This is a genomic window from Bradyrhizobium sp. ISRA430 (assembly GCF_029909975.1).
Classification (GTDB): domain Bacteria; phylum Pseudomonadota; class Alphaproteobacteria; order Rhizobiales; family Xanthobacteraceae; genus Bradyrhizobium.
Genome location: NZ_CP094516.1, coordinates 4,049,023 through 4,069,619, shown reverse-complemented (window position 1 = coordinate 4,069,619; position 20,597 = coordinate 4,049,023). Strand labels below are relative to the sequence as shown.

Below are 20,597 nucleotides of genomic sequence, written 5' to 3'. Positions count from 1 at the left end.
ATGCAGGTGGCCGGCAAGGTCGTGGTCGTCACGGGCGGCGCCAATGGCATCGGCAAGGCGCTGTGCGAGGCCTTTCATCACGCAGGCGCGGCCAAGGTGGTGGTCGCGGACATGGAGGCGGCCGGCGCGCGGGCGGTGGCGGCGACCGTGAACGGCGCCGCCTTCAAGTGCGACGTCGCCCAGGAAAAGGACATCGCCCACGTCATCGAGGAGACCGAGCGACAATTCGGCCCGATCGACCTGTTCTGCTCCAATGCCGGCATCGGTGGCGGCTTCGATCCCCTATCGACGAATGCCGGCGGCACCTCGGACGAGCCGTGGCAGCGGAGCTGGGCGATCCATGTCATGGCCCATGTCTATGCGGCGCGGCACCTCGTGCCGCGGATGAAAGCGCGCGGCGGCGGCTATTTCCTCAACACGATCTCGGCTGCGGGCCTGCTGTCGCAGGTTGGCAGCCCGGCTTATTCGACGACCAAGCACGCCGCCGTGGGCTTTGCGGAAAATCTCGCGATCTCGCACAAGGCGCACAACATCCGCGTCTCGATCCTCTGCCCGCAGGGCGTCGACACCAACATGCTGCGCTCGATCCCGAAGGGCCCGCAATCCGGCGACGGCGACCTCACGCCCGAGCAGGTCGCCAAAGATGCGCTCGCCGGCATCGAGCAGGAGACGTTCCTGATCCTGCCGCATCCGCAAGTGCTCGGTTACATGCGCAAGAAGACCGAGAATTACGACCGCTGGATCGGCGGCATGGCCAAGATCCAGGCGAAGATGCGGGAAGAGTTTGGAACCAAATAGGCGTTGCTGTCGCCAGATTGACGCTGTCATGCCCCGGCTTGACCGGGGCATCCAGTACGCCGCGGCGCCTCCGTATCGAGTCACCGCCGCTGGAATACTGGATCGCCCGATCAAGTCGGGCGATGACGGCTGAGCGTGTGGCGCAAGTTTGCGCCCCTAATGCTTCTGCGCATAGAGCAGCGGCACGGCCGAATCCACCACGACCTCGACGAGGCTCGTGCCCTCGAACGCCATGCCGCGCTTGAGTGCGCCTTCGAGCTCCGCAGCCTTCGTCACTCGCACCGCATCGCAGCCCATGCCTGCGGCGAGTTTGACGAAGTCGATCCCCGGCAGCTCCAGCCCCGGCACGTTGGGCACCTGCATCACCTGGCTGAACGAGCGCATCGCGCCGTAGCCCGAATTGTTGATGACGACGACAGTGAGCGGCAGCTTGCGCTGCGCCGCGGTCCACAGCGCCTGGATCGAATACATCGCCGAGCCGTCGCCGATCAGGCAGACGGTGCGCTGCGCAGGTTTCCCGAGCGCCATGCCGACCGCGGCGGGCAGCGAGTAGCCGAGGCCGCCGCTCGCCATCGTATAAAAGCTGTCCTGGCCGCGCATCGGCATGAATTTCTGCATCGCCGGCCGGTGCGAGGGCACTTCCTCGACCAGCGACGCGCCATCCGGCATTGCCTGCGATAGCGAATGCAGCAGGAATTCCACCGGCAGCGGATCGGCGGCTTGTGGCGCCGGCGGCAGCGTGCGGCCCTTCGGCGCGGTGCGTTTGCTCTGCGGCAGGAGGTCGAGCAGCATGGTGAGCGCGGGCTTCATGGTGGCGATGATGCTGCTGCCGACTGGCGTCACCGCGGCCGCATCCGGATCGTCGGTGATCTGGAAGATTGTGGCGCTGCCATCGAAGATCGATGCGTGGCCCTCGACATGGAAGGTGAAGACCGGCGCGCCGATCACGACGATGAGATCATATTCGCGCAGCGCGTCGGACAATTGCGCCGGCGAAGCGTGCAGGAAGCCCGAAAATTGCGGATGACGTTCGGGGAACGAGCAGCGCGCCGAGAACGGGCTGACCCAGACGCTCGCCTTGGTTTTCTCGGCAACGCGTACCATCAGCTCGACCGCGCCGGCGCGATCGACGCCGGGGCCGACGACGAGGGCAGGGTGCTTGCTCGAACTGAGCGCGGTGACCAGCGCTTTCATCGCCTCTGGCTCGGGGCCCACTTCTCGGCTGACCTTGCGCGCCTCGACCGGCGCGGTCGCATGCGCCCAGTCGTCGATCGGAATCGACACGAAGGTCGGCCCGCAGGGCGGCTGCATCGCCGTGTAATAGGCGCGCGCGATCGCGGCCGGCACGTCCTCGGGCCGCGCCGGCTCGACGCTGTACTTCACATAGGGCCGCGGAAACTCCGACGCGCGCTCGGCATAGAGAAACGCCTGCAAGGGGAGGATCGAACGGGCCTGCTGGCCCGCGGTGATGACCAGCGGGGTCTGGTTGCGGTGCGCGGTGTAGATGTTGCCGAGCGCATTGCCGACGCCGGCCGCCGAATGCAGGTTGACGAAGCCGGCATTGCGCGTCGCTTGCGCGTAGCCGTCGGCCATGCCGACCGCACTCGCTTCCTGGAGCGCCAGCACGTAGTCGATGTCGTCGGGCCAGTCGCTGAGGAACGGCAGCTCGGTCGAGCCGGGATTACCGAACACCTTGTTGATGCCGAAGGATCGCAGCAGGTCGAGGGTGGCCTGCTTGACGGTGACGGATTTGCTCGCCGCTTTGCCGTTTTTGGACATCGTTTCCGTCCCCTGTTGTTTGTTGATGCTGGCGGCCCGGCTCTCGGCCTCGCCCTTGCGAAGCGCGCGCTCCTCAGGGTGAGGGTCCAGATCTATACTTCGCTTCGCTCGCAATGACGAGGAGGCGGCGCCGGATTCGTCACCACACCGCCGTGCCCTTCATCGTCGGCTGCCCTTCGGCGTTCGCGGTCCACAGCTCCATGCTCTCGCCGCTGTCATTGGCATTGATGGAGAACTCCGAGCCCTCGAACAGCGGTTGCACGCCGCGATAGGTGAATTTCTTCGGCGCCTTGCCGTCGCGCAGTTTGGCGGCCATCTCGACGATGAACGCCGCCTGCAACGGGCCGTGGAAGATCAAGCCCGGATAGCCTTCGACCTTGGTGACGTAGTCGCGATCGTAGTGAATGCGATGGCCGTTGAAGGTCAGCGCGGAGTAGCGGAACAAGAGCACGGGATCCGACACGTACGCCTCGCGGTGCTGAGCCTTCGGCGGTGGGGGCGGGGCTTTCGCAGATGCGGCCTGCGTGCTCGTCATCTCGCGATAGACGATGTCCTGCCGTTCGCGGATGGCAACACCGCGCGGCGAACTCACGCTGTGCTCGACCGAGACGAAGCACAGCGTGCCGGTCGAGCCGGATTTCACCTGCACATCGGCAATGCGCGAGCTGCGCGTCGATTCGTCACCGACGCGCAGCGGCTCCAGGAACTCGATCTGGCCGCCGGCCCACATCCGGCGCGGCAGAGGCACCGGCGGCAGGAAGCCGCCGCGGGTCGGGTGGCCGTCGGGCCCGAGCATCGACATCGGAAATACCGGCTGCGCCAGGCACCAGTGCACCGTAAACGGCGCAGCGTCACCTTTTTTGGGCTCGCCGACCTCCTGGAACAGCGTCGCGCGCAGGCCCTTGACGAGCTGCGCGGTGACGGTGTCGGTGGCCTCCTGGGTGCGGCCGATCCACTGCCGCAAGTGATCGATGTCGAGCTTCTCGGTCATGACGCCTCGCTCTCTTGCTTCTTCGACTTACTTCTTCGATTCGTGACGTTCGCCGATGCCGGGAACGGCACCATAGCGCCGCGTCTCGCCGACGATGATCGGCGCGGGCGCGGGATAGCTGACGCGGCCGTTCGGCGTGTCGACCTCGATGCGGCGCAGATGCGGATGGTTGGTGAGGTCGGCCATGGTATTGACCTCGGCAAACGCGATGTCGGCGTCGGACAGCCGCTTCAAGAGCTCGTCGCGCGTCATCTTGGCGAAGGCATCGGCAACCGTCTTGTCGGTGAAGTCACGATTGCGCACGCGCTCGACCATGTTGGCGACGCGGGGATCGCTGGGCAGCGCAGGCTGGTCGAGCACCTCGGCGCAGAGCGTCTTCCACTCGCGCTCGCTCTGGATCGAGATCAGGATGTCCTTGCCGTCCCTGGACGTGAACACGCCATAGGGCGCGATCGAGGGATGGCGCAGGCCCATGCGCTTCGGTGGATTGCCGGCCTCGGAATTGAGCAACGGCACGGTGCACCAGTCGGCCATCACGTCGAACATCGAAATGCGGATGTCGGCGCCCTTGCCGGTGCGGCCGCGCGCGATCAGCGCCTCCAGGATCGCGGCATGCGCCGTGGCGCCGGTCGCGACGTCGACGATGGACATGCCGACGCGCGAGGCGCCGTCGGGATTGCCGGTGATCGAGGCAAGCCCGCTCTCGGCCTGGATCAGGAGATCATAGGCCTTGCGATGCGCGTAGGGACCCTCGTCGCCATAGCCGGTGATGGTGCAGGAGATCAGCTTCGGATAGTCCTTCAGAAGCCGCTCGCGGGAGAAGCCGAGCTTGTCCATCGAGCCGGGCTTGAGGTTCTGCACCAGCACGTCGGCGCTCGCGATCAGCTTTTCCAGCTCGGCGCGGCCGTCCTTGGTGGCGAGATCGACCACCGCCGACTGCTTGCCGCGGTTGAGCCAGACGAAATAGCTGCTCTGGCCCTTGGCCGCCGCGTCATAGCCGCGGGCGAAGTCACCCTCGGGCCGCTCGATCTTGATGACTTCCGCGCCAGCGTCCGCCAGTCGCGACGAGCAGAACGGCGCCGCGACCGCCTGCTCGACCGCAATCACCCTGATCCCGTCAAGTGCTCCCATGATGCGACCTCAATATGAGCGGGGCATGCCGAGCACGTGCTCGGCGATGAAGGACAGCACGAGGTTGGTCGAGATCGGCGCCACCTGGTAGAGCCGCGTCTCGCGGAACTTGCGCTCGACGTCGTATTCCTCGGCGAAGCCGAAGCCACCATGGGTCTGGATGGCCGCGTTGGCCGCTTCCCAGGACGCGTCCGCCGCCAGCATCTTGGCCATGTTGGCCTCTGCGCCGCAGTCGAGCCCGGCCTCGTATTTGCGCGTCGCTTCCTTCACCATCAGCTCGGCCGCACGCATCGACGCATAGGCCTTGGCGATCGGGAACTGGATGCCTTGATTTTGGCCGATCGGCCGGCCGAACACTGCGCGCTCCTTGGCGTAGTTCGAGGCCTTGGCGATGAACCATTTGGCATCGCCGATGCATTCGGCGGCTATCAGGATGCGTTCGGCATTCATGCCGGAGAGGATGTAACGAAAGCCCTTGCCTTCCTCACCGATCAGATTTTCCGCGGGCACCTTCATGTCCGTAAAAAACACTTCGGTGGTGGCGTGGTTCATCATGGTGCGGATCGGGCGGATCTCGAGGCCCTTGCCGCGGGCCTCGCGCATGTCGACGATGAACACGGACAGGCCATCGGTGCGCTTCTTGGCTTTCTCCTTCGGAGTGGTGCGCGCGAGCAGGATCATCAGATCGGAATGCTCAGCGCGGCTGGTCCAGATTTTCTGGCCGTTCACGACGTAGTGGTCGCCCTCGCGGCGGGCGAACGTCTTGAGGGACGAGGTGTCAGTGCCGCTGGTCGGCTCGGTGACGCCGAAGGCTTGCAGACGCAATTCGCTGGTCGCGACCTTCGGCAGATACTTCGCCTTCTGCGCATCATTGCCGTGCCGGAGCACGGTGCCCATCGTGTACATCTGGGCATGGCAGCCGCCGCCATTGCACCCCGCGCGCTGGATCTCCTCGAGGATCGCCGCGGCCGCCGAAAGCTTCAGACCCGCGCCGCCATATTCTTCGGGGATCAGCACCGAGAGATAGCCGGCCTCGGTCAGCGCATCGACGAAGGCCTTCGGATAGGCCATCTCGCGATCGAGCTTGCGCCAGTATTCGCCGGGAAACTGCGCGCAGAGCTTTGCCACGGCTTCGCGGATATCGGCGTGATCTTCGATGTGGTGTTCGTCCTGTTTTTCTCGGCTCATGGCGTTTCCCGTGGGCTTTGGCTGAGAGAATAGCGCCGGCCAATCCTCCGGCGTTGTGAAAACAACGCCAGCCCCCTATGCTCATTTGCTATAGCGTATGGAGTAGCGTTCCAAGATTGGCAAGCATGGATTTCCGGCAGCTCAGGACCTTCAGTTGCGTCGCGGAGCTCGGCAGCCTGAGCAAGGCCTCCGACACCTTGCGCGTGGCGCAGCCGGCGCTGAGCCGCCAGATCAAGCTTTTGGAACACGAGCTGCGCACCGAGCTGTTCACCCGCAACGGCCGCGGCATGGTGCTGACCGAGGCCGGGCGCCTCTTGCTGGCGCGCACCTCCGGCATCGTGCGCCAGATCGACCAGATCCGCGACGATATCCAGTCGGCGAAGGGACCGCCGTCCGGCCACGTCGTGCTCGGTCTGGTTCCGACCGTGAGTTGCGTGCTGTCGGCGCGCTTCGCGCGGCGCTGCGTCGAATCCTTTCCCGGAATCTCGCTGCGTATCGTCGAGAGCTATAGCGGCCATCTCGTCGAATGGTTGCATCGGGGCGAGATGGATCTTGCGATCCTCTATGGCCGCTCGGCCGACCTGCATCTCAATGTGCAGAGCCTCGGCCGTGACAACATCGTCGCTGTCGGCCCGCGCGGCTGCGGCCTGTCGCGCAAGAAGAGCGTCGACATGGGTTGGCTGCTGCGACAGCGGCTGGTCCTGCCCAGTCATTCGCACGGCCTCCGCGCGCTGATCGAGCATGCGGCCGCCCAGCGCAAGATCAAGCTCAATGTCCAGCTCGAGGCGGATTCCTTCCGCGTGCTCACCAGCCTCGTCGAGGAGGGACTGGGCTTCGCGCTGCTGCCGCCCTCGTCGGTGCATGACGAGGTCGCGGACGGGCGGCTGGAAACCGCGGCCGTATCCAAGCCGATGACGCGCGAGCTCATATTCGCTTCTCCGATCGACCGTCCCGCCTCGACGGCATCCCTCGCCATCACCGCGCTCCTGCGCGACGAGGTCGCGGCCTGCCGCAAGGAAGGCCTGTGGGACATCAGGCTCGCTTGAAGGTCGATGCCTTCTTCGCCTCGCCCCGCTTGCGGGACGAGGGGGCGCACCGATCGCTCCGTCAACGAATTCACGCGGGATTTAGAACGGAAGCGCGCCGTCCTCACTTCGCATCTTGTGCGACCTGTCATGCCGAAATTTTATAGCCGGGCAATGAGGGGCAGGAGCGACGCGCTCATTGCCTCACTCTCCGCTGTCATCACCCGCGAAGGCGGGTGATCCAGTATTCCAGAGGCGGTGAGGGCTATGGAGAAGCTGCGGCGCGCTGGATGCCCCGCTTGCCGCCTTCGCTAAGGCTTCGGCGGCCCAAGACCGCAAGCCCGGCGAAGCCTTGGCGTAGCCGGGTCGCGGGGCATGACAGCGGAGATTCAGGCAAATGCTCGCCACTCCTCGCGCACGTCAGCCCGGAATCCTTACCGGCAGCGACTCATATCCCTTGATGAAGCTCGAATAGATCCGCTTGGGCTCGCCGACCACCTCGATGCGGTCGAAGCGCTTCAGCATCTCCTCCCAGACGATCCGGAGCTGGAGCTCGGCGAGGCGCATGCCGACGCAGCGGTGGATGCCGAAGCCGAAGGACAGGTGCGTGCGCGGCCGTGGCCGGTCGATGATGAACTCGTTCGGCTTCTCGAACATCTCCTCGTCGCGGTTGCCCGAGACGTACCACATTACTACGCGGTCGCCCTTCTTGATCTGCTTGCCGCCGATCTCGGTGTCGACCAGCGCGGTGCGCCGCATATGCGCAAGCGGGGTCTGCCAGCGGATCACCTCCGGCACCATGGAATCGATCAGCGCCGGGTCGGCGCGGAGTTTGTCATACTGCTCGGGGTTCTCGTTCAGCGCCAACACCGAGCCGGTCATGGTGTTGCGCGTAGTGTCGTTGCCGCCGACGATGAGCAGGATGATGTTGCCCATGAGGTTGTCGGGGTCCATGTAGCGCGTCGCATCGTTGTGGGCCATCAGTGACAATAAATCGTTGCGCGGCGCGGAGTTGACGCGCTCGTTCCACAGCTTCGACATGTAGGCGTAGCACTCGTCCATCTCGCGGCGACGCTCTTCGGCGGACGCGACGATGCCGCTCTTGGGCAGCGCGGTCGAGACGTCCGACCAGCGCGTCAGCTTGCGCCGCTCCTCCCAGGGGAAGTCGAACAGGGTCGCGAGCATCTGCGTCGTCAGCTCGATCGAGACGCGCTCGACGAAGTTGAAGGTCTCGTTGCGCGGCAGATTGTCGAGCACGGTCTGCGAGCGCTGGCGGATCAGTTTTGCCAATTCGTCCAGATGCGTCGGCGTGAACATCGGCGACACGGTCTTGCGCTGGGCCGAATGCTGCGGCTGATCCATGGCGATGAAGCTCGGCCAGTCATAGCCGGGGGGTACGTCGCGGATCGAGATGCCGCCGAGCGTGGAGTCGGAGGAGAAGATGCCGTGATTGGTGTCGACATGCATGATGTCGTTGTATTTCACCACCGACCAGTAGGGTTCGATCGGCGCGTTGGTGCAGTAGTGCACCGGCTCTTCCTTGCGCAGCCGTTCGAACCACGGCCACAGCGTGTCGTCCTGGAACAGCCGCGGCGCGCCCGGGTGGAATTGCGCCAGCGGCGTCGCATAGGCCTCCTCGCGTGCCCGGCGCATGCGTTTGGCCTTGTCCACATTGACCGGGGTTTGGATGTTCATGGACGGTTGCTCCAGCTCGTTTCTTCTTCGCCTCTCCCCGCTTGCGGGAAGAGGCCGACGCGCGAAGCGCGGCGGGTGAGGGGGGCTCCACGAATCGGCTGTCACCGTGTTCGCGGATGGAGCCCCTCACCCCAACCCTCTCACCGCAAGCGGGGCGAGGGAGATGTTCTCACGCCGCAATCTTCACCGGCAGCGTCTCGTAGCCCTTGATGAAGCTCGAATAGACCCGCTTGGGTTCGCCGACCACGTCGATGTGATCGAAGCGCTTCAGGATCTCCTCCCAGATGATCTTCAACTGCAATTCGGCAAGCCTGAGGCCCACGCAGCGATGGATGCCGAAGCCGAAGGAGAGATGCGTCCGCGGCCGCGCGCGGTCAATGATGAATTCGTAGGGCTTTTCGATCGCCTCCTCGTCGCGGTTGCCCGAGACGTACCACATCACGACCTTGTCACCTTTCTTGATCTGCTTCCCGCGGAACTCGAAATCGACAAGCGCGGTGCGGCGCATATGCGCAAGCGGTGTCTGCCAGCGGATCACCTCGGGCACGAAACTGTCGATCAGTGCGGGGTTCTCGCGCAGCTTGCGATATTGCTCGGGATGCTGGCTCAGCGCGTAGATCGAGCCGGACATGGTGTTGCGGGTGGTGTCGTTGCCGCCGACGATGAGCAGGATGAGGTTGCCGAGGAAATTCTTGGCATCCATGTGACGCGTGGCATCGCTATGCGCCATCATCGAGAGCAGATCGCTCTTCGGCGGCTGTTGGCTGCGTTCTTTCCAGAGCGCGGAGAAATACTGCGCGCATTCGAGCAAGACCGCCTGCCGGTCGTCCTCGGTGGGCACGAGCCCATCCGGGCCCGGGATCGTCATGGCAACGTCGGACCAGTGCGTCAGCTTGCGGCGTTCCTCCCAGGGAAAATCGAACAGCACCGCCAGCATCTGCGTGGTGAGCTCGATCGAGACACGATCGACCCAGTCGAACACCTCGCCTTTGGGAAGATTGTCCAGGCATTCCGCCGAACGCTTGCGGATGTTGAGGGCGAGCTCGTCGAGATGCGTCGGCGTGAACATCGGCGCCACGGTCTTGCGCTGAGCGCTGTGGCGCGGCGGGTCCATCGAGATGAAGCTTTCCCGGCGCAGCTCCGGATCGACGTCGCGGATGGTGATGCCGCCGAGCATCGCGGCCGACGAGAACGCCGCGTGGTTGGTCTCGATCTCCATGATGTCGTTGTATTTGGTCACCGACCAGTACGGCCCGAACATCGAGTCCTTGCAGTAGTGCACGGGCTCTTCCTTGCGCAGCCGGTCGAAATACGGCCAGAACGTATCGGTCCTGAACAATTCCGGGTCGCCGGGATCGAACTGCTCCAGCGGCAATGATAAGGCGCGTGCGCGCAATGCATCGTGACTAGCGATGCTCTCGATGGTCCCGTGCATGGCCGTCTCTCCCTGACGTTGCTCCGCGCGACTTTTTCTTGAATTCTGCGCTGCGGTATTTGCCCCTGCAATTACAGCCCGTTGTCTGCGTCGGGGCAAGGGAGAGTTTTGCCACATCCAACCTTCGCGAGAACGTCGGACGGTGGTCACGCTTTCAGGCGAACGTGATCTCCCACACCTTGTCGGGTGGAATCGCGGAAGAAATCGCTTGAAATCGAGCTAAATCGAACCCTGTCGCCTTGGGTATCGACTAACCTCTGATCTATAGTTTGAGCCGACCAGATCCGCATCCCGAGGTTGCCGTCGTGAACGAGCTGCAATGGAGCCCCATTGGCCCGCCCCAACCGGTACCGCCGCCGCTGCCGCCGACGCGGGTCGACTTCACCGGCGACCGCACCGAGTTCCGCAAGATGGCGACGAAGGGCGCCGCGCTCGAACTCGTCACCTTCGGCTTCTACCGGTTCTGGCTCGTTACCGACATCCGGCGGCATCTGTGGTCGAACACGTCGATCGACGGCGATGCCGCCGAGTATACCGGGCGCGGCAAGGAGCTGCTGATCGGCTTCCTGTTCGCGCTCGCGATTCTCGTGCCGATCTATCTCGGCTATTTCCTGATCACGATCGAGGCAGAGCGTTGGCAGGGCTTTGCTTCGACACCGCTGTTCATCAGCTTCTACGCCTTCGGGCAATTCGCGATCTACCGCGCCCGGTGCTATCGCCTGACCCGCACGGTCTGGCGCGGCGTGCGGTTCTGGATGGACGGATCGGGCTGGGCCTATTCGCTCCGTGCCATGCTGTGGGGCTTGCTTGTGTTCTTGACCCTTGGTCTGGCGCTGCCCTGGCGTGAAGCGTCGCTGGAACGCTACAAGATGCGGCACACGCACTATGGCGATCTCACCGGCGATTTCGAAGGCGACGGCTGGGAGTTCTTCAAGCGCGGCTGGTGGCTGTGGCTGCTCACGCCGATCGCGCTCGTGATTTTCCCGCTGGCACCGTTTCTCTATTCCGAGTTCAAGGCGCGAGAGTGGCGCTGGTGGCTCGCGGGTCTCCGCATCGGCGGCGTAAGTCTCTCCTCGGATTTGCCGCACGATGCGTTCTACGGCCTGTACTGGAAGGTGATCGGCTGGTGGCTGCTGCTCTCGACCCTGTTCGGCTTCTATCTTGCCGCGGCCACCGCGCTCATCGTCAAGCTCAGCGGTCTGCCGGTCGAGCAGGCGCTGGGACCCGACGGGCCTGCCAAGAACATCCCGTTGCTCGTGACGATGGTGATCGGCTACTTCGCCCTGGCGCTCGCCGTCAATATCGTGATGCGCGTCTATCTCCAGCGCGATCTCTGGGTGAAAGTGTTAGAGACCGTCGAGATGCATGACATCGGCGCGGCGGCTGACGTGCGCGGCAGCGGCGAGCTCGCCAGCGCGCTCGGTGAAGGCTTTGCCGATAGCCTCGATGTCGCGGGATTCTAGGTCGTGAGTGACGTGTCTGCCGAGGCCCAGCCCGGAAAGCCGACGATCTTCTTCGACGGCGTCTCGAGCCGCAGGCGGCGGGTCACGCTGACGCTCAGTGACGTGCTCGAGATCCTTGAAGAGGGCGAAGCGCAGGACCAACAAACGATCGCGCGCTGGGCCTATGCCGACATCCGCCGCGCCGACAGTCCGGCCGGAGTCCTGCGTCTCGCCTGTACCTCGGCCTCGCCCCTGGCACGCCTCGAGATCCGCGACGCGTCGCTCGCGACGGAGCTGACCGCGCGCTGTTCGCGGCTGGATGAGCACCAGACCACACGCCGCGGCACGGCCAGGATTGTCGGCTGGTCGCTCGCCGCCGCCGTCTCCATCGTCTGCGTCGTGCTATTCGGTGTACCGCTTGCCGCCGATCGCCTCGCACCACTGGTGCCGAAGCCGATCGAGCGGCGCATCGGCGACGCCGCCGAGGTCCAGATGAAGACGATCTTCGGCCGCGGCGCCTGCAACGATGCGGCCGGGCAGGCGGCCTTCGCAAAGCTCGTCAATCGCCTGCGCGACGTCGCCGGTCTCGATGAGTCCATGACGGCTGCGGTGCTGCCGACCGCGGTGCCGAATGCCTTCGCGTTGCCGGGCGGCAAGGTCTTCATGCTGAAGGGCCTGCTCGACAAGGCCGATAGCCCGGACGAGGTCGCTGGCATCCTCGCCCACGAGCTCGGCCATCTCAAGCATCACGACAACATGCGCGGCCTGATCTACAACGGCGGCACGTCGTTCCTGATCGGCCTGTTGTTCGGCGACGTCACCGGCTCCTCCGCCGTGATCTTTGCCTCGCGCAGCGTGGTCGAGGCCTCCTATTCGCGCGAGGCCGAAACCGCCGCCGACACCTTCGCCATCGAGACCATGCACGCGCTCGGCCGCTCGCCCAAGCCCGCGGCCGAACTGATGTTCCGCATCACCGGGAAGGAAGGCGGCTCCGGCTTCACCATCCTGTCGAGCCATCCATTGACCGATGACCGCCTCGCGCGCATGACCAGGGAAGACCGCCCCGCCAGCGGCCCACCGCTGTTGACCGACGCGGAGTGGAAGGCGCTGAAAGGGATTTGCGGCGGCAGCGGTAAGATCTGATCTTCCCGAGGCTGCTATCTCGTTCCGTAAGCGCGGTCGCCGGCATCGCCAAGGCCCGGCAGGATAAATCCGTTCTCGTCGAGACCTTCGTCGATCGCGGCGGTCCAGATCCGGACGTCAGGGTGCAGTCCGCGAACGCGCTCGAGGCCCTCGGGCGCGGCGATCAGGCAGGCGAGGCGGATGTCCTTGGCGCCGCGCTCCTTCAGCCGATCAACCGCGGCAACGGCGGTGTTGGCGGTTGCAACCACCGGCGTCACCACGATCGCAAGCCGCTCGCTGAGGTCGGACGGCGATTTGAAGAAATACTCGACCGCGGCGAAGGTGTTTGGCTCGCGGTAGAGCCCGATATGCGCGACGCGCGCGGTCGGCACCAGGTCCATCATGCCGTCGACGAAGGTCGTGCCGGCGCGCAGCACCGGAACGAAGACCAGCTTCTTGCCGGCGATCTTCGCCGAGTGCATGCGCGCAAGCGGCGTGTCGACGACGACGTCGGCGAGCGGCAGGTCGCGCGTCACCTCGTAGCACAGGAGCATGCCGATCTCTTTGACCAGCTCCCGGAACGACTTGGTCGAGATGGATTTGTCCCGCACCAAAGTCAGCTTGTGCTGGACCAGGGGATGATCGACGATCGTGACGCCTTCCATGAGGGGATGCTCCTGAAATTGCTCGATGCGCAATGCGATACGTTCGAACCCACGCGTTAAAAAACAGTGCCATCGCTGATCACCTTGAGCGGCGGCGCGCCGTCGGCGCGGCGCGCGAAGGCAATGGCGCGGCCCGCGGCCCACGTGCCGCCTTCGAGGATGCTGGCAAGCGGTAGCGATTCCGGACTGCGGCCGAGCTTCGCGCGGACGCTACCTGCCAGACGATCCAGCAGCGCGACCGTGAGCGCCCGCCACTCCACGACGAGCAGCGAATCCACCGCATGCGCGCGGTCGGCATCAGCGGCATCGCGCAGGCGCAGCACCCCGTGATCAACGAACAGGCCGCCATTGCGGTATTCGGCAAGCCCGGTCAGGCCGTCGATGTCGGTCACCTCAAGGCCGGCACGCTGTAGCGGCTCGATCAGCGAATAGCTCAGCCATTGCGACAGCTTGTGCAGGGGAACGAGGCCCGCGGTCGCATCATCGGACGTGATCGCCGGATGGCGCCAGCAATCGCCGAGCGGAAGGCCCGCAAGCTCGAGCCGCGACGGCCAGATCGGCCCGAACTGATTCAAAACTTCGGACAGGATCACGGGCGCAGCGATCGCGCCATTGGTCGCCTGTGCCGCCAGACGATCGAACAGCCCTCCGGGCCGCGGCGTGTCGCGCAAGCCGAAAATCTCCGCGCGCTGCGCCACCAGCCTGCCGAGCCGCCGCAGCAGATCGGCGCGTCCCTCGACACCAAGCAGTGGATTTGCATCCGTGACCTGAAAGCCGGACTGAAGCGAGCCGAGCGGCAGTTTTGCGATCACGTCCGCATCGACCCTGTACGGCGCACGCGCATCGCCGGAGAAGGCGCCGCTTGCGAACATGTCGAGGCTCGCGATCGCAAGCCCTTCGGAGCGGCCGATGTCTTGTCCAGTTACAGCGTCGCGGTAGCGCCAGGTGGCACCGGCGCCGGCATCGAGCAGAACGCTGATGATCGCAAGGTCGAACTCGGCGCGCCCACGCGCGGCGCGATCCGGCCACGCCGCGGCGTCCGCAAGGCGCGTCCAGCGGTCGACACCGCCGAGCACGAAATGCCGCCATCGTGCATGAAAGGGAATATCGAGTGTCGGATAAGCCTTGCGCGTGACCGCAACCACGGCCTCGGCAACGCTGTCCATGCGATCGAGATCGATCGTGAAATGCATGAGCCCGCCACCGAGGCCGAGCTCGAGCATCTGAGCGGCCCGCGCGCGAACCGCTTCTGCGGTCAGCAGCGAACGGGCCTCTCGTTCTGTCGCCGTGGCGTCCGCCATCACGTTGTCAGTACTTCTCCAGCGAACGCCCGACTACGCCATTCACGTCCTGTTCGGGCGCAACGTCGGTCGAGTAATATCCGGCGGCCTTCTTCGCGGCGATTTCGACATAGGCGTCGGCCGGAATCAGCTCCGGCGGGATCGGCACGCGCTCGACGATGTCGATGCCTTGCGAGGTGAGCGCGTCGTACTTCATGTCGCTCATCGACAGGAAGCGGTCGATGCGCTTTAAGCCCAGCCAGTGGATCGTGTCCGGCATAAGCTGCTGGAAGCGCGCGTCCTGGACGCCGGCGACGCATTCGGTGCGCTCGAAATAGGCGGCGGCCGCATCGCCGTCCTCCTGGCGCTTGCGCGCGTTGTAGACCAGGAATTTCGTGACCTCGCCGAGCGCGCGCCCTTCCTTGCGGTTGTAGACAACGAGCCCGAGCCCGCCCTCCTGCGCGCCGCGCGCGGATTCCTCGATGCCGTGGATCAGGTAGGGCCGGCAGGTGCAGATGTCGGAGCCGAACACGTCGGAGCCGTTGCACTCGTCGTGCACGCGGCAGGTGATCTTGGTGCGATGGTCGGGCAGCTTGCTGACGTCACCGAACAAATAGACGGTGGTGCCGCCGATCGGCGGCAGGAATACCTTCATGTCCGGCCGCGTCACGAGCTCGGGGAACATGCCGGCGGTTTGCTCGAACAGCGTCCGCCGCAGCTCGGTCTCTCCGGTGCCGAAGCGGGCCGCAAGGCCGGGTAGATACCAGACCGGATCGATCGCAATCTTCACCACCGACACGCTGCCGTTGGCGTGCACGACCTCACCGTCGGCGCGCAGCCGCTTTGCGGCGAGCGCATCGCGGATCTCAGGCAGGTCCAGCCGCGCACGCGTCACCGCGATGCTCGGACGGATGTCGGCGCCCTCGGCGATTTCTTGGCGGAAATTCTCGGCGACGAGATGCCCCCAGGGATCGAGCGCGACGATCTTGGTCGGGTCGGTCCATTGCGGGAACGGCCCGATCGTCGCCGCTGGAAATGTGTTGGTGAGATCGGGACGCCGGATCGGATCGAGCGCGCCTGCGGAGACAGCGAGCGCCCGGTACACCGCATAGGAGCCGCCATGGCTGCCGATCACGTTGCGATCCAGCGACCGCGACACCGTGCCGATGATCGGCCCGCGCTCGCGTGCTTCCGGGGCACCCCAGTGAATCGGAAAAGCCGCCTTTCTGCCCGGCTCCGGATGGGAGGTGAGGCGGATGTGATCGGTACGGTTCGCTCGGCTCATAACCAAACTCCCAAAAAGCCAACGGCCCGCCTGTCCGACGGGCCTGGCTCAGTCGCATTGCCGGGTCCACCGGCGACGCGCCCTAATCTTTCATATTGTAGCGGCGAGCCACGACGGACAAGTTAATCGTACCGTGTGACGAGCCCGTTCATTTTCGACATTAGACATATAGGTATTGTTGGGCGTGTCCTGAATGCCCCATCCGACGCCGATCAGCCGCGTGACGCTCGGATGCGTTCAGTGCAAGTTATTGAAATAATTAGCATTTTCTAAAAAGATGAATCCTGCGTTGTCATCCAGACCAGCTCGCCGGCAATCTGGACAAAACGTCTATATTCAGACATATCGTTCAGATTCTCGGGAGAACGCCATGTCCGCCAGCTACATCGACCCCCGCAACGGCAAGCTCTATCCGCTGGATCAGCCGCGCTGGTGCTCGGACGAGCGTACGCCGCTGCTGGTCACGCCGGGGGCAGGGCTGTCGCGCGATGAGATTGACGGCCGCACGCGATCGCTGTGGCGCTACCGGGCGGCGCTGCCGGTCGAGATCGCAAAGCCGATCACGCTCGGCGAAGGCTGCACGCCGCTGGTGCAGCAGGCGTGGGGCGAGCTGCGCCCGTTCTTCAAGCTCGAATGGTTCAATCCGACCGGCAGCTTCAAGGACAGGGGCTCGGCGGTGATGCTGTCTTTCCTGCGGCAGATAGGTGTCGACGCCATTCTGGAAGACAGTTCCGGCAATGGCGGCTCGTCCATGGCCGGGCTCGGCGCCGCAGGCAGGATGCGCGTGAAGATTCTTGCGCCTGCATCCACGTCGCCGGCGAAGATCGCGCAGGTGCGCGCCTATGGGGCCGAAGTGCAGCTCGTCGAGGGCCCGCGCGAGGAGTCGGAGGCCGAAGCCATCCGCCAGTCGAGCCAGACCTTCTACGCCAGCCACAACTGGCAGCCTTTCTTCCTCGAAGGCACCAAGTCGCTCGCCTATGAGATCTGGGAGGATCTCGGCTTTCGCGCGCCCGACAACGTCATCGTCCCCGTCGGCGCCGGCAGCAGCCTGCTCGGCTGCGCCTTCGGTTTCCGCGAGCTGCTCAAGGCCGGGCAGATCGCAAAATTGCCGCGCCTGTTCGCGGCCCAGCCGTTGAACTGCTCGCCGATCGATGCGAGTTTTCAGGCCGGCGTCGATACGCCCGTCCCGCGCGAGGTGCACAAGACCATCGCCGAAGGCACCGCCATCAAGCATCCCCTGCGCCTGCGCGAGATCATCGGCGCACTGCGTGAAAGCGCCGGCGGCACCGTTGCGCTCAGCGAGGAGGACATCGTCGCCGCGCTGCGCCGGCTGGCGCGGCAGGGACTGTTCGCCGAGCCCACCAGCGCGAGCGCCGCGGCCGCGCTGGACAAGCTGTCGAGCGCCGGAGCCATCAAGGCGAGCGAGACCACCGTGGCGGTCCTCACCGGCACCGGGTTGAAGGCCGCAACGACAGTTGCCGAGCTGGTGCAGTAGGAGCACGGCGATGAGCCGCCGCAAGCCCGCCACGTCGCGTAGCGCCGCTGCAGACCGCAAGGCGCTGTTCGAGCAGTTGGAGCAGATCGCGAAGGGGCTCGGTGACACCTTCGCGCCGTTCTGCGAAGTCGTGCTGCACGACCTCACCCATCCCAAGAATGCGATCCTCGCCATTCACAACAACCTGTCGGGACGCAAGGTCGGCCAGCCCGCCACCGAGCTTGGGCTGGCTCGCATCGCCGATCCCGACTACGCGCAGGTGATCGCGAATTACGCCAACGCTTTTGCCGACGGCAGGCAGGCCAAGAGCACCTCGATCGGCATCAAGGACGCGGACGGTGCCTACGTCGCCGCGCTCTGTCTGAATGTCGACCTGACGCTGTTCCAGGGCTTGCAGAGTGCCATCGGCCAGTTCGTCAGCGTCGGTGCGAAAAACAGCCCGCGCGAGTCGCTGAGCCCCGTCGGCGCGGAGGCGATCCGCGCGCATATCGACCGGTTCGCCGCCCGCCGCGCCACCACGCCGCGTGCATTGACGACGGAGGATCGCCGCACTCTGCTGCGCGAATTGCGTCAGGCCGGCTGTATGCAGGTCCGCCGCTCCTCGGACATCATCGCGGCCCATCTCGGCGTGTCGCGCGCCACAGTGTACGCAGACGCGAGATGACGTGAGCTGCCGTGGGTGTCGCAGGCACGCATTGAACCTTCGGTATCCGTCGCTTGCCTCATGGAGGAGGGAGTCAAGCGAAGGGAGAGTTCCATGTCCGACCCGTTTGCAGGTTTCAAGGCGATCCAGAAAGAAGCCTGGTCGCTGTTCACGCCGATTGAGGTGTTCACGACGCCGACCGCGGCCAAGCTCGTCAGTTTTGCCGGCGTTGCCGCCGGTCAAAGGCTGCTCGACGTCGGATGCGGCACCGGGGTCGTCGCGATCACGGCGGCGCGCCGCGGCGCGAAGGTGAGAGGGCTCGACCTGTCGCCGGTCCTGATCGAGCGCGCCCGCGAACATGCGCAGCTCGTGAACCTCGATGTCGACTTCAAGGAGGGCGACGCCGAAAGCCTGCCCTATGGCGACGCCGAGTTCGACGTGGTTCTCAGCCAGTTCGGCCACATGTTCGCGCCGCGCCCCGACGTGGCCATCGCCGAGATGCTGCGCGTGCTGAAGCCTGGCGGCACCATCGCCTTCTCCACCTGGCCGCCGCATCTCTATGTCGGTCGGATGTTCGCGCTGATCGCGCGCCATGTGCCGCCGCCCGAGGGCGTGGCCTCGCCGGTGCTGTGGGGCGATCCGAAGATCGTCGCCGAGCGTCTTGCCGGCAAGGTGAAGGATGTTTGCTTCGAGATGGACATGATGACGCCCTCCGCGCTCAGCCCGCAACATTTCCGCCGCCTGATGGAAGCAACCATCGGCCCCGTGATCAAGCTCGTCGCCCAATACAAGGACGAACCGGACAAGCTGCGGAGCTTCCGCGCCGAGTTCGACGCGCTGACCTCGGAGTATTTTGACCGCAGCAACAACGTGATGCGCCAGCAGTTCTTGATGACGAAGGCGAGGAAGGTGTGAGGGGTCTCTCTCCACGACCTCATCTCGCGACGAAGTGCTCGCGGAGAGATCCCCTCATCCGGCGCTTCGCGCCACCTTCTCTTCACTCCTTCAGTTCGTTCACCCGCTTCACCCAGGCCCTGACATCGGCGAGCACGTCGGGCAGCAGCGCCCTGACCTCCTGCACGGTCATGCCGGGCCTGATGCGGGGGTCGTAGAGCAGGTTGAGGATGTATTGGTCGTAGACGTCGAAATAGCCCATCGAGACGTTGTCGTTGAACATGGTCCAGGGCACGCTCGTGGTGTCGTTGATCGGACCGAGCGACTGCAAGAGCTCCTCATAGGCGCAGTCGAGAAAGACGAAGTCGCCGTTGTCGACGGTCAGGATGACGTCGGAATGCTCGATCTCGAAATTGTCGTTCTTGCGGAAACCGGACAAGCATTGCGGATCGAGCGAGGAGCGGATCTCGCGCGCCTTCTCCGCACCGTAGAAGCTTGAAATGGTCCGATAGAGGTCGCGGTCGCGCACGAGCTTGACGCGCACATTCGCAGCCTCGCTGGCGTCGGTCATGGCGATGTCGAGATGCTGCACGCGGGCGCCGATATCGGCCACGATTCTGGCGAGCTGCGCCTTGCGGTCGGTGCGGTCGCTCTCGGCATAGACGCGCACCGGCCCGTCGAACTTGCGGATGCGGTCGACGCGGCCGGCGAGATGGTATTCGGCGCCGAAGGCGGTCTTGAAAAAGCCCTCGACGATCTCGCCGTCGGTAAAGCTCTTCTTCTCGGTGCGCTGGCGCGAGGCGATCGCGGGCAATTCGCCCGCGCTCGCGATGGTAGCGATGTCACCGGCGAGCGCTAGGGCTGCGAGCGCCACGAGGGCGATGCGTGTGACAGGCGAAGGCGGGAGAGGGGCGCTCATCGTTATCCGACGCTGCCGTATTCGCAAGCCGCACACAAGACCGCAAATCCACGCGGCGAGCGGGTTCCCGCCGCGCGCTTGCGCCTAGTTATTCAGCACCACGACGGTGGTGCCCACCGAGACGCGGCCGTAGAGATCGGTGACGTCCTCATTGGTCATGCGGAAGCAGCCGGAGGAGACGGCCTGACCGATCGTCTCCGGCTCGTTGGAGCCGTGGATGCGGTAGAGCGTCGAGCCGAGATACATGGCGCGCGCGCCGAGCGGATTTTCGATACCGCCCTTCATGTGGCGCGGCAGGTCGGGCCGGCGCGCCAGCATCTGCGCCGGCGGCGTCCAAGCCGGCCACTCCTTCTTGGCGGTGATCCTGTGCACTCCGCCCCAGCGGAAGCCATCGCGGCCGACACCGATACCGTAGCGTAGCGCCTGGCCGTTCGGCAGCACCAGGTAAAGCCGCCGCTCCGCAGTGTTCACCACGATCGTGCCGGGTGCGTAAGTCCCGGTATAGACCACGGTGGTGCGCGGGATTGCACTCACGCCGGCGCGGAAGAAGTTCGGGCCGCCGCCCATGATGTCGCGGGAATCGAACTCTTCCGCGAGCGCGCCGCTCATTCCGGCCGTCAGGAATGCGACGGCTGCAATCGGCGCGGCAAACAACCGGTTCATGGTATCCCCCCAGCAAAATGAAAATCGTTCCAATACAACCAGAGGCCATATTTGCGCCCGTTCCGCAAGCCACGGCCCCGTGAGCGGTGCCGCCCTTGACGATTGGCGTTACCAAATCGCAACCCGCGCCAATTTGCCGAAAAGCAT

General features: G+C 65.0%; 18 protein-coding genes. 7 read left to right on the top strand and 11 right to left on the bottom strand.

Features of this window, described 5'->3' with window-relative positions; all coding sequences use genetic code 11:
- Complete coding sequence (locus MTX21_RS19400; RefSeq protein WP_280966357.1) at window positions 1–798, top strand: SDR family oxidoreductase; 798 nt, start codon at window positions 1–3, stop codon at window positions 796–798.
- A 156-nt stretch (window positions 799–954) separates the two neighbouring features.
- On the opposite strand, the gene mdlC is transcribed toward MTX21_RS19400, so the two are convergent.
- The 4 genes from mdlC to MTX21_RS19380 all read right to left on the bottom strand — a co-directional run bounded on the left by mdlC (window position 955) and on the right by MTX21_RS19380 (window position 5,887).
- Window positions 955–2,577: a benzoylformate decarboxylase gene (gene mdlC, locus MTX21_RS19395; RefSeq protein WP_280966356.1), complete on the bottom strand. Its 1,623-nt coding sequence runs from the start codon at window positions 2,575–2,577 to the stop codon at window positions 955–957.
- Between the two features lie 139 nt (window positions 2,578–2,716).
- Complete coding sequence (locus MTX21_RS19390; protein WP_280966355.1) at window positions 2,717–3,568, bottom strand: MaoC family dehydratase N-terminal domain-containing protein; 852 nt, start codon at window positions 3,566–3,568, stop codon at window positions 2,717–2,719.
- A 27-nt stretch (window positions 3,569–3,595) separates the two neighbouring features.
- Window positions 3,596–4,699, bottom strand: a complete 1,104-nt coding sequence (locus tag MTX21_RS19385) for a CaiB/BaiF CoA-transferase family protein (protein ID WP_280966354.1) — start codon at window positions 4,697–4,699, stop codon at window positions 3,596–3,598.
- 9 nt (window positions 4,700–4,708) lie between these two features.
- A complete protein-coding gene (locus MTX21_RS19380) occupies window positions 4,709–5,887 on the bottom strand; it encodes an acyl-CoA dehydrogenase family protein (protein WP_280966353.1) in 1,179 nt (392 codons plus the stop codon).
- Window positions 5,888–6,012: 125 nt separating this feature from the next.
- Between MTX21_RS19380 and MTX21_RS19375 the strand changes: the two genes are divergently transcribed.
- A complete protein-coding gene (locus MTX21_RS19375) occupies window positions 6,013–6,933 on the top strand; it encodes a LysR substrate-binding domain-containing protein (protein WP_280966352.1) in 921 nt (306 codons plus the stop codon).
- 399 nt (window positions 6,934–7,332) lie between these two features.
- Here MTX21_RS19375 and MTX21_RS19370 read toward each other — a convergent pair whose 3' ends face one another.
- A complete protein-coding gene (locus MTX21_RS19370) occupies window positions 7,333–8,607 on the bottom strand; it encodes a cytochrome P450 (RefSeq protein ID WP_280966351.1) in 1,275 nt (424 codons plus the stop codon).
- Window positions 8,608–8,776: 169 nt separating this feature from the next.
- On the bottom strand, window positions 8,777–10,042 hold the full coding sequence (locus MTX21_RS19365; RefSeq protein WP_280966350.1) for a cytochrome P450: 1,266 nt from the start codon (window positions 10,040–10,042) through the stop codon (window positions 8,777–8,779).
- A gap of 305 nt (window positions 10,043–10,347) precedes the next feature.
- Between MTX21_RS19365 and MTX21_RS19360 the strand changes: the two genes are divergently transcribed.
- Together MTX21_RS19360 and MTX21_RS19355 are read left to right on the top strand one after the other, a co-directional pair.
- Entirely contained in the window at window positions 10,348–11,505 is a 1,158-nt protein-coding gene (locus MTX21_RS19360) for a YjgN family protein (RefSeq protein ID WP_280971103.1), read from the top strand.
- A gap of 3 nt (window positions 11,506–11,508) precedes the next feature.
- The gene (locus tag MTX21_RS19355) at window positions 11,509–12,627 is read left to right on the top strand and encodes a M48 family metallopeptidase (RefSeq protein WP_280966349.1); all 1,119 of its coding nucleotides are present in this window, start codon (window positions 11,509–11,511) and stop codon (window positions 12,625–12,627) included.
- 14 nt (window positions 12,628–12,641) lie between these two features.
- On the opposite strand, the gene upp is transcribed toward MTX21_RS19355, so the two are convergent.
- Genes upp through MTX21_RS19340 form a run of 3 tightly spaced genes read right to left on the bottom strand, consistent with a single transcriptional unit; the run spans window position 12,642 to window position 15,836 of the window.
- Entirely contained in the window at window positions 12,642–13,271 is a 630-nt protein-coding gene (upp, locus tag MTX21_RS19350; RefSeq protein WP_280966348.1) for a uracil phosphoribosyltransferase, read from the bottom strand.
- Between the two features lie 56 nt (window positions 13,272–13,327).
- Window positions 13,328–14,572, bottom strand: a complete 1,245-nt coding sequence (locus MTX21_RS19345) for a URC4/urg3 family protein (protein WP_280966347.1) — start codon at window positions 14,570–14,572, stop codon at window positions 13,328–13,330.
- Window positions 14,573–14,579: 7 nt separating this feature from the next.
- On the bottom strand, window positions 14,580–15,836 hold the full coding sequence (locus MTX21_RS19340) for a GTP cyclohydrolase II (RefSeq protein WP_280966346.1): 1,257 nt from the start codon (window positions 15,834–15,836) through the stop codon (window positions 14,580–14,582).
- 370 nt (window positions 15,837–16,206) lie between these two features.
- Between MTX21_RS19340 and MTX21_RS19335 the strand changes: the two genes are divergently transcribed.
- The 3 genes from MTX21_RS19335 (at window position 16,207) to MTX21_RS19325 (ending at window position 18,889) form a co-directional block, all read left to right on the top strand.
- Window positions 16,207–17,331 carry a threonine synthase gene (locus tag MTX21_RS19335; protein WP_280966345.1) on the top strand — a complete coding sequence of 375 codons (1,125 nt, stop codon included), beginning with the start codon at window positions 16,207–16,209 and terminating at the stop codon, window positions 17,329–17,331.
- A gap of 10 nt (window positions 17,332–17,341) precedes the next feature.
- Window positions 17,342–17,995: a helix-turn-helix transcriptional regulator gene (locus tag MTX21_RS19330; protein ID WP_280966344.1), complete on the top strand. Its 654-nt coding sequence runs from the start codon at window positions 17,342–17,344 to the stop codon at window positions 17,993–17,995.
- Window positions 17,996–18,088: 93 nt separating this feature from the next.
- Complete coding sequence (locus MTX21_RS19325) at window positions 18,089–18,889, top strand: class I SAM-dependent methyltransferase (RefSeq protein ID WP_280966343.1); 801 nt, start codon at window positions 18,089–18,091, stop codon at window positions 18,887–18,889.
- Window positions 18,890–18,971: 82 nt separating this feature from the next.
- Here the strand turns inward: MTX21_RS19325 and MTX21_RS19320 are convergent, their stop codons facing one another.
- Both MTX21_RS19320 and MTX21_RS19315 read right to left on the bottom strand, forming a co-directional pair.
- Complete coding sequence (locus tag MTX21_RS19320) at window positions 18,972–19,787, bottom strand: DUF2927 domain-containing protein (RefSeq protein ID WP_280966342.1); 816 nt, start codon at window positions 19,785–19,787, stop codon at window positions 18,972–18,974.
- 84 nt (window positions 19,788–19,871) lie between these two features.
- Entirely contained in the window at window positions 19,872–20,450 is a 579-nt protein-coding gene (locus MTX21_RS19315; protein ID WP_280966341.1) for a L,D-transpeptidase, read from the bottom strand.
- Window positions 20,451–20,597: the final 147 nt, after the last annotated feature.

Excerpts from the sequence above, each read along its gene's own strand:
- MTX21_RS19370 (WP_280966351.1), bottom strand. The coding sequence starts at position 8,607 with ATGAACATCCAAACCCCGGTCAATGTGGACAAGGCCAAACGCATGCGC.
- upp (WP_280966348.1), bottom strand. The coding sequence starts at position 13,271 with ATGGAAGGCGTCACGATCGTCGATCATCCCCTGGTCCAGCACAAGCTG.
- MTX21_RS19340 (WP_280966346.1), bottom strand. The coding sequence starts at position 15,836 with ATGAGCCGAGCGAACCGTACCGATCACATCCGCCTCACCTCCCATCCG.
- MTX21_RS19335 (WP_280966345.1), top strand. The coding sequence starts at position 16,207 with ATGTCCGCCAGCTACATCGACCCCCGCAACGGCAAGCTCTATCCGCTG.
- MTX21_RS19330 (WP_280966344.1), top strand. The coding sequence starts at position 17,342 with ATGAGCCGCCGCAAGCCCGCCACGTCGCGTAGCGCCGCTGCAGACCGC.
- MTX21_RS19345 (WP_280966347.1), bottom strand. The coding sequence starts at position 14,572 with ATGGCGGACGCCACGGCGACAGAACGAGAGGCCCGTTCGCTGCTGACC.
- MTX21_RS19385 (WP_280966354.1), bottom strand. The coding sequence starts at position 4,699 with ATGGGAGCACTTGACGGGATCAGGGTGATTGCGGTCGAGCAGGCGGTC.
- MTX21_RS19380 (WP_280966353.1), bottom strand. The coding sequence starts at position 5,887 with ATGAGCCGAGAAAAACAGGACGAACACCACATCGAAGATCACGCCGAT.
- MTX21_RS19400 (WP_280966357.1), top strand. The coding sequence starts at position 1 with ATGCAGGTGGCCGGCAAGGTCGTGGTCGTCACGGGCGGCGCCAATGGC.
- MTX21_RS19320 (WP_280966342.1), bottom strand. The coding sequence starts at position 19,787 with ATGAGCGCCCCTCTCCCGCCTTCGCCTGTCACACGCATCGCCCTCGTG.
- MTX21_RS19390 (WP_280966355.1), bottom strand. The coding sequence starts at position 3,568 with ATGACCGAGAAGCTCGACATCGATCACTTGCGGCAGTGGATCGGCCGC.
- mdlC (WP_280966356.1), bottom strand. The coding sequence starts at position 2,577 with ATGTCCAAAAACGGCAAAGCGGCGAGCAAATCCGTCACCGTCAAGCAG.
- MTX21_RS19375 (WP_280966352.1), top strand. The coding sequence starts at position 6,013 with ATGGATTTCCGGCAGCTCAGGACCTTCAGTTGCGTCGCGGAGCTCGGC.
- MTX21_RS19365 (WP_280966350.1), bottom strand. The coding sequence starts at position 10,042 with ATGCACGGGACCATCGAGAGCATCGCTAGTCACGATGCATTGCGCGCA.
- MTX21_RS19315 (WP_280966341.1), bottom strand. The coding sequence starts at position 20,450 with ATGAACCGGTTGTTTGCCGCGCCGATTGCAGCCGTCGCATTCCTGACG.
- MTX21_RS19325 (WP_280966343.1), top strand. The coding sequence starts at position 18,089 with ATGTCCGACCCGTTTGCAGGTTTCAAGGCGATCCAGAAAGAAGCCTGG.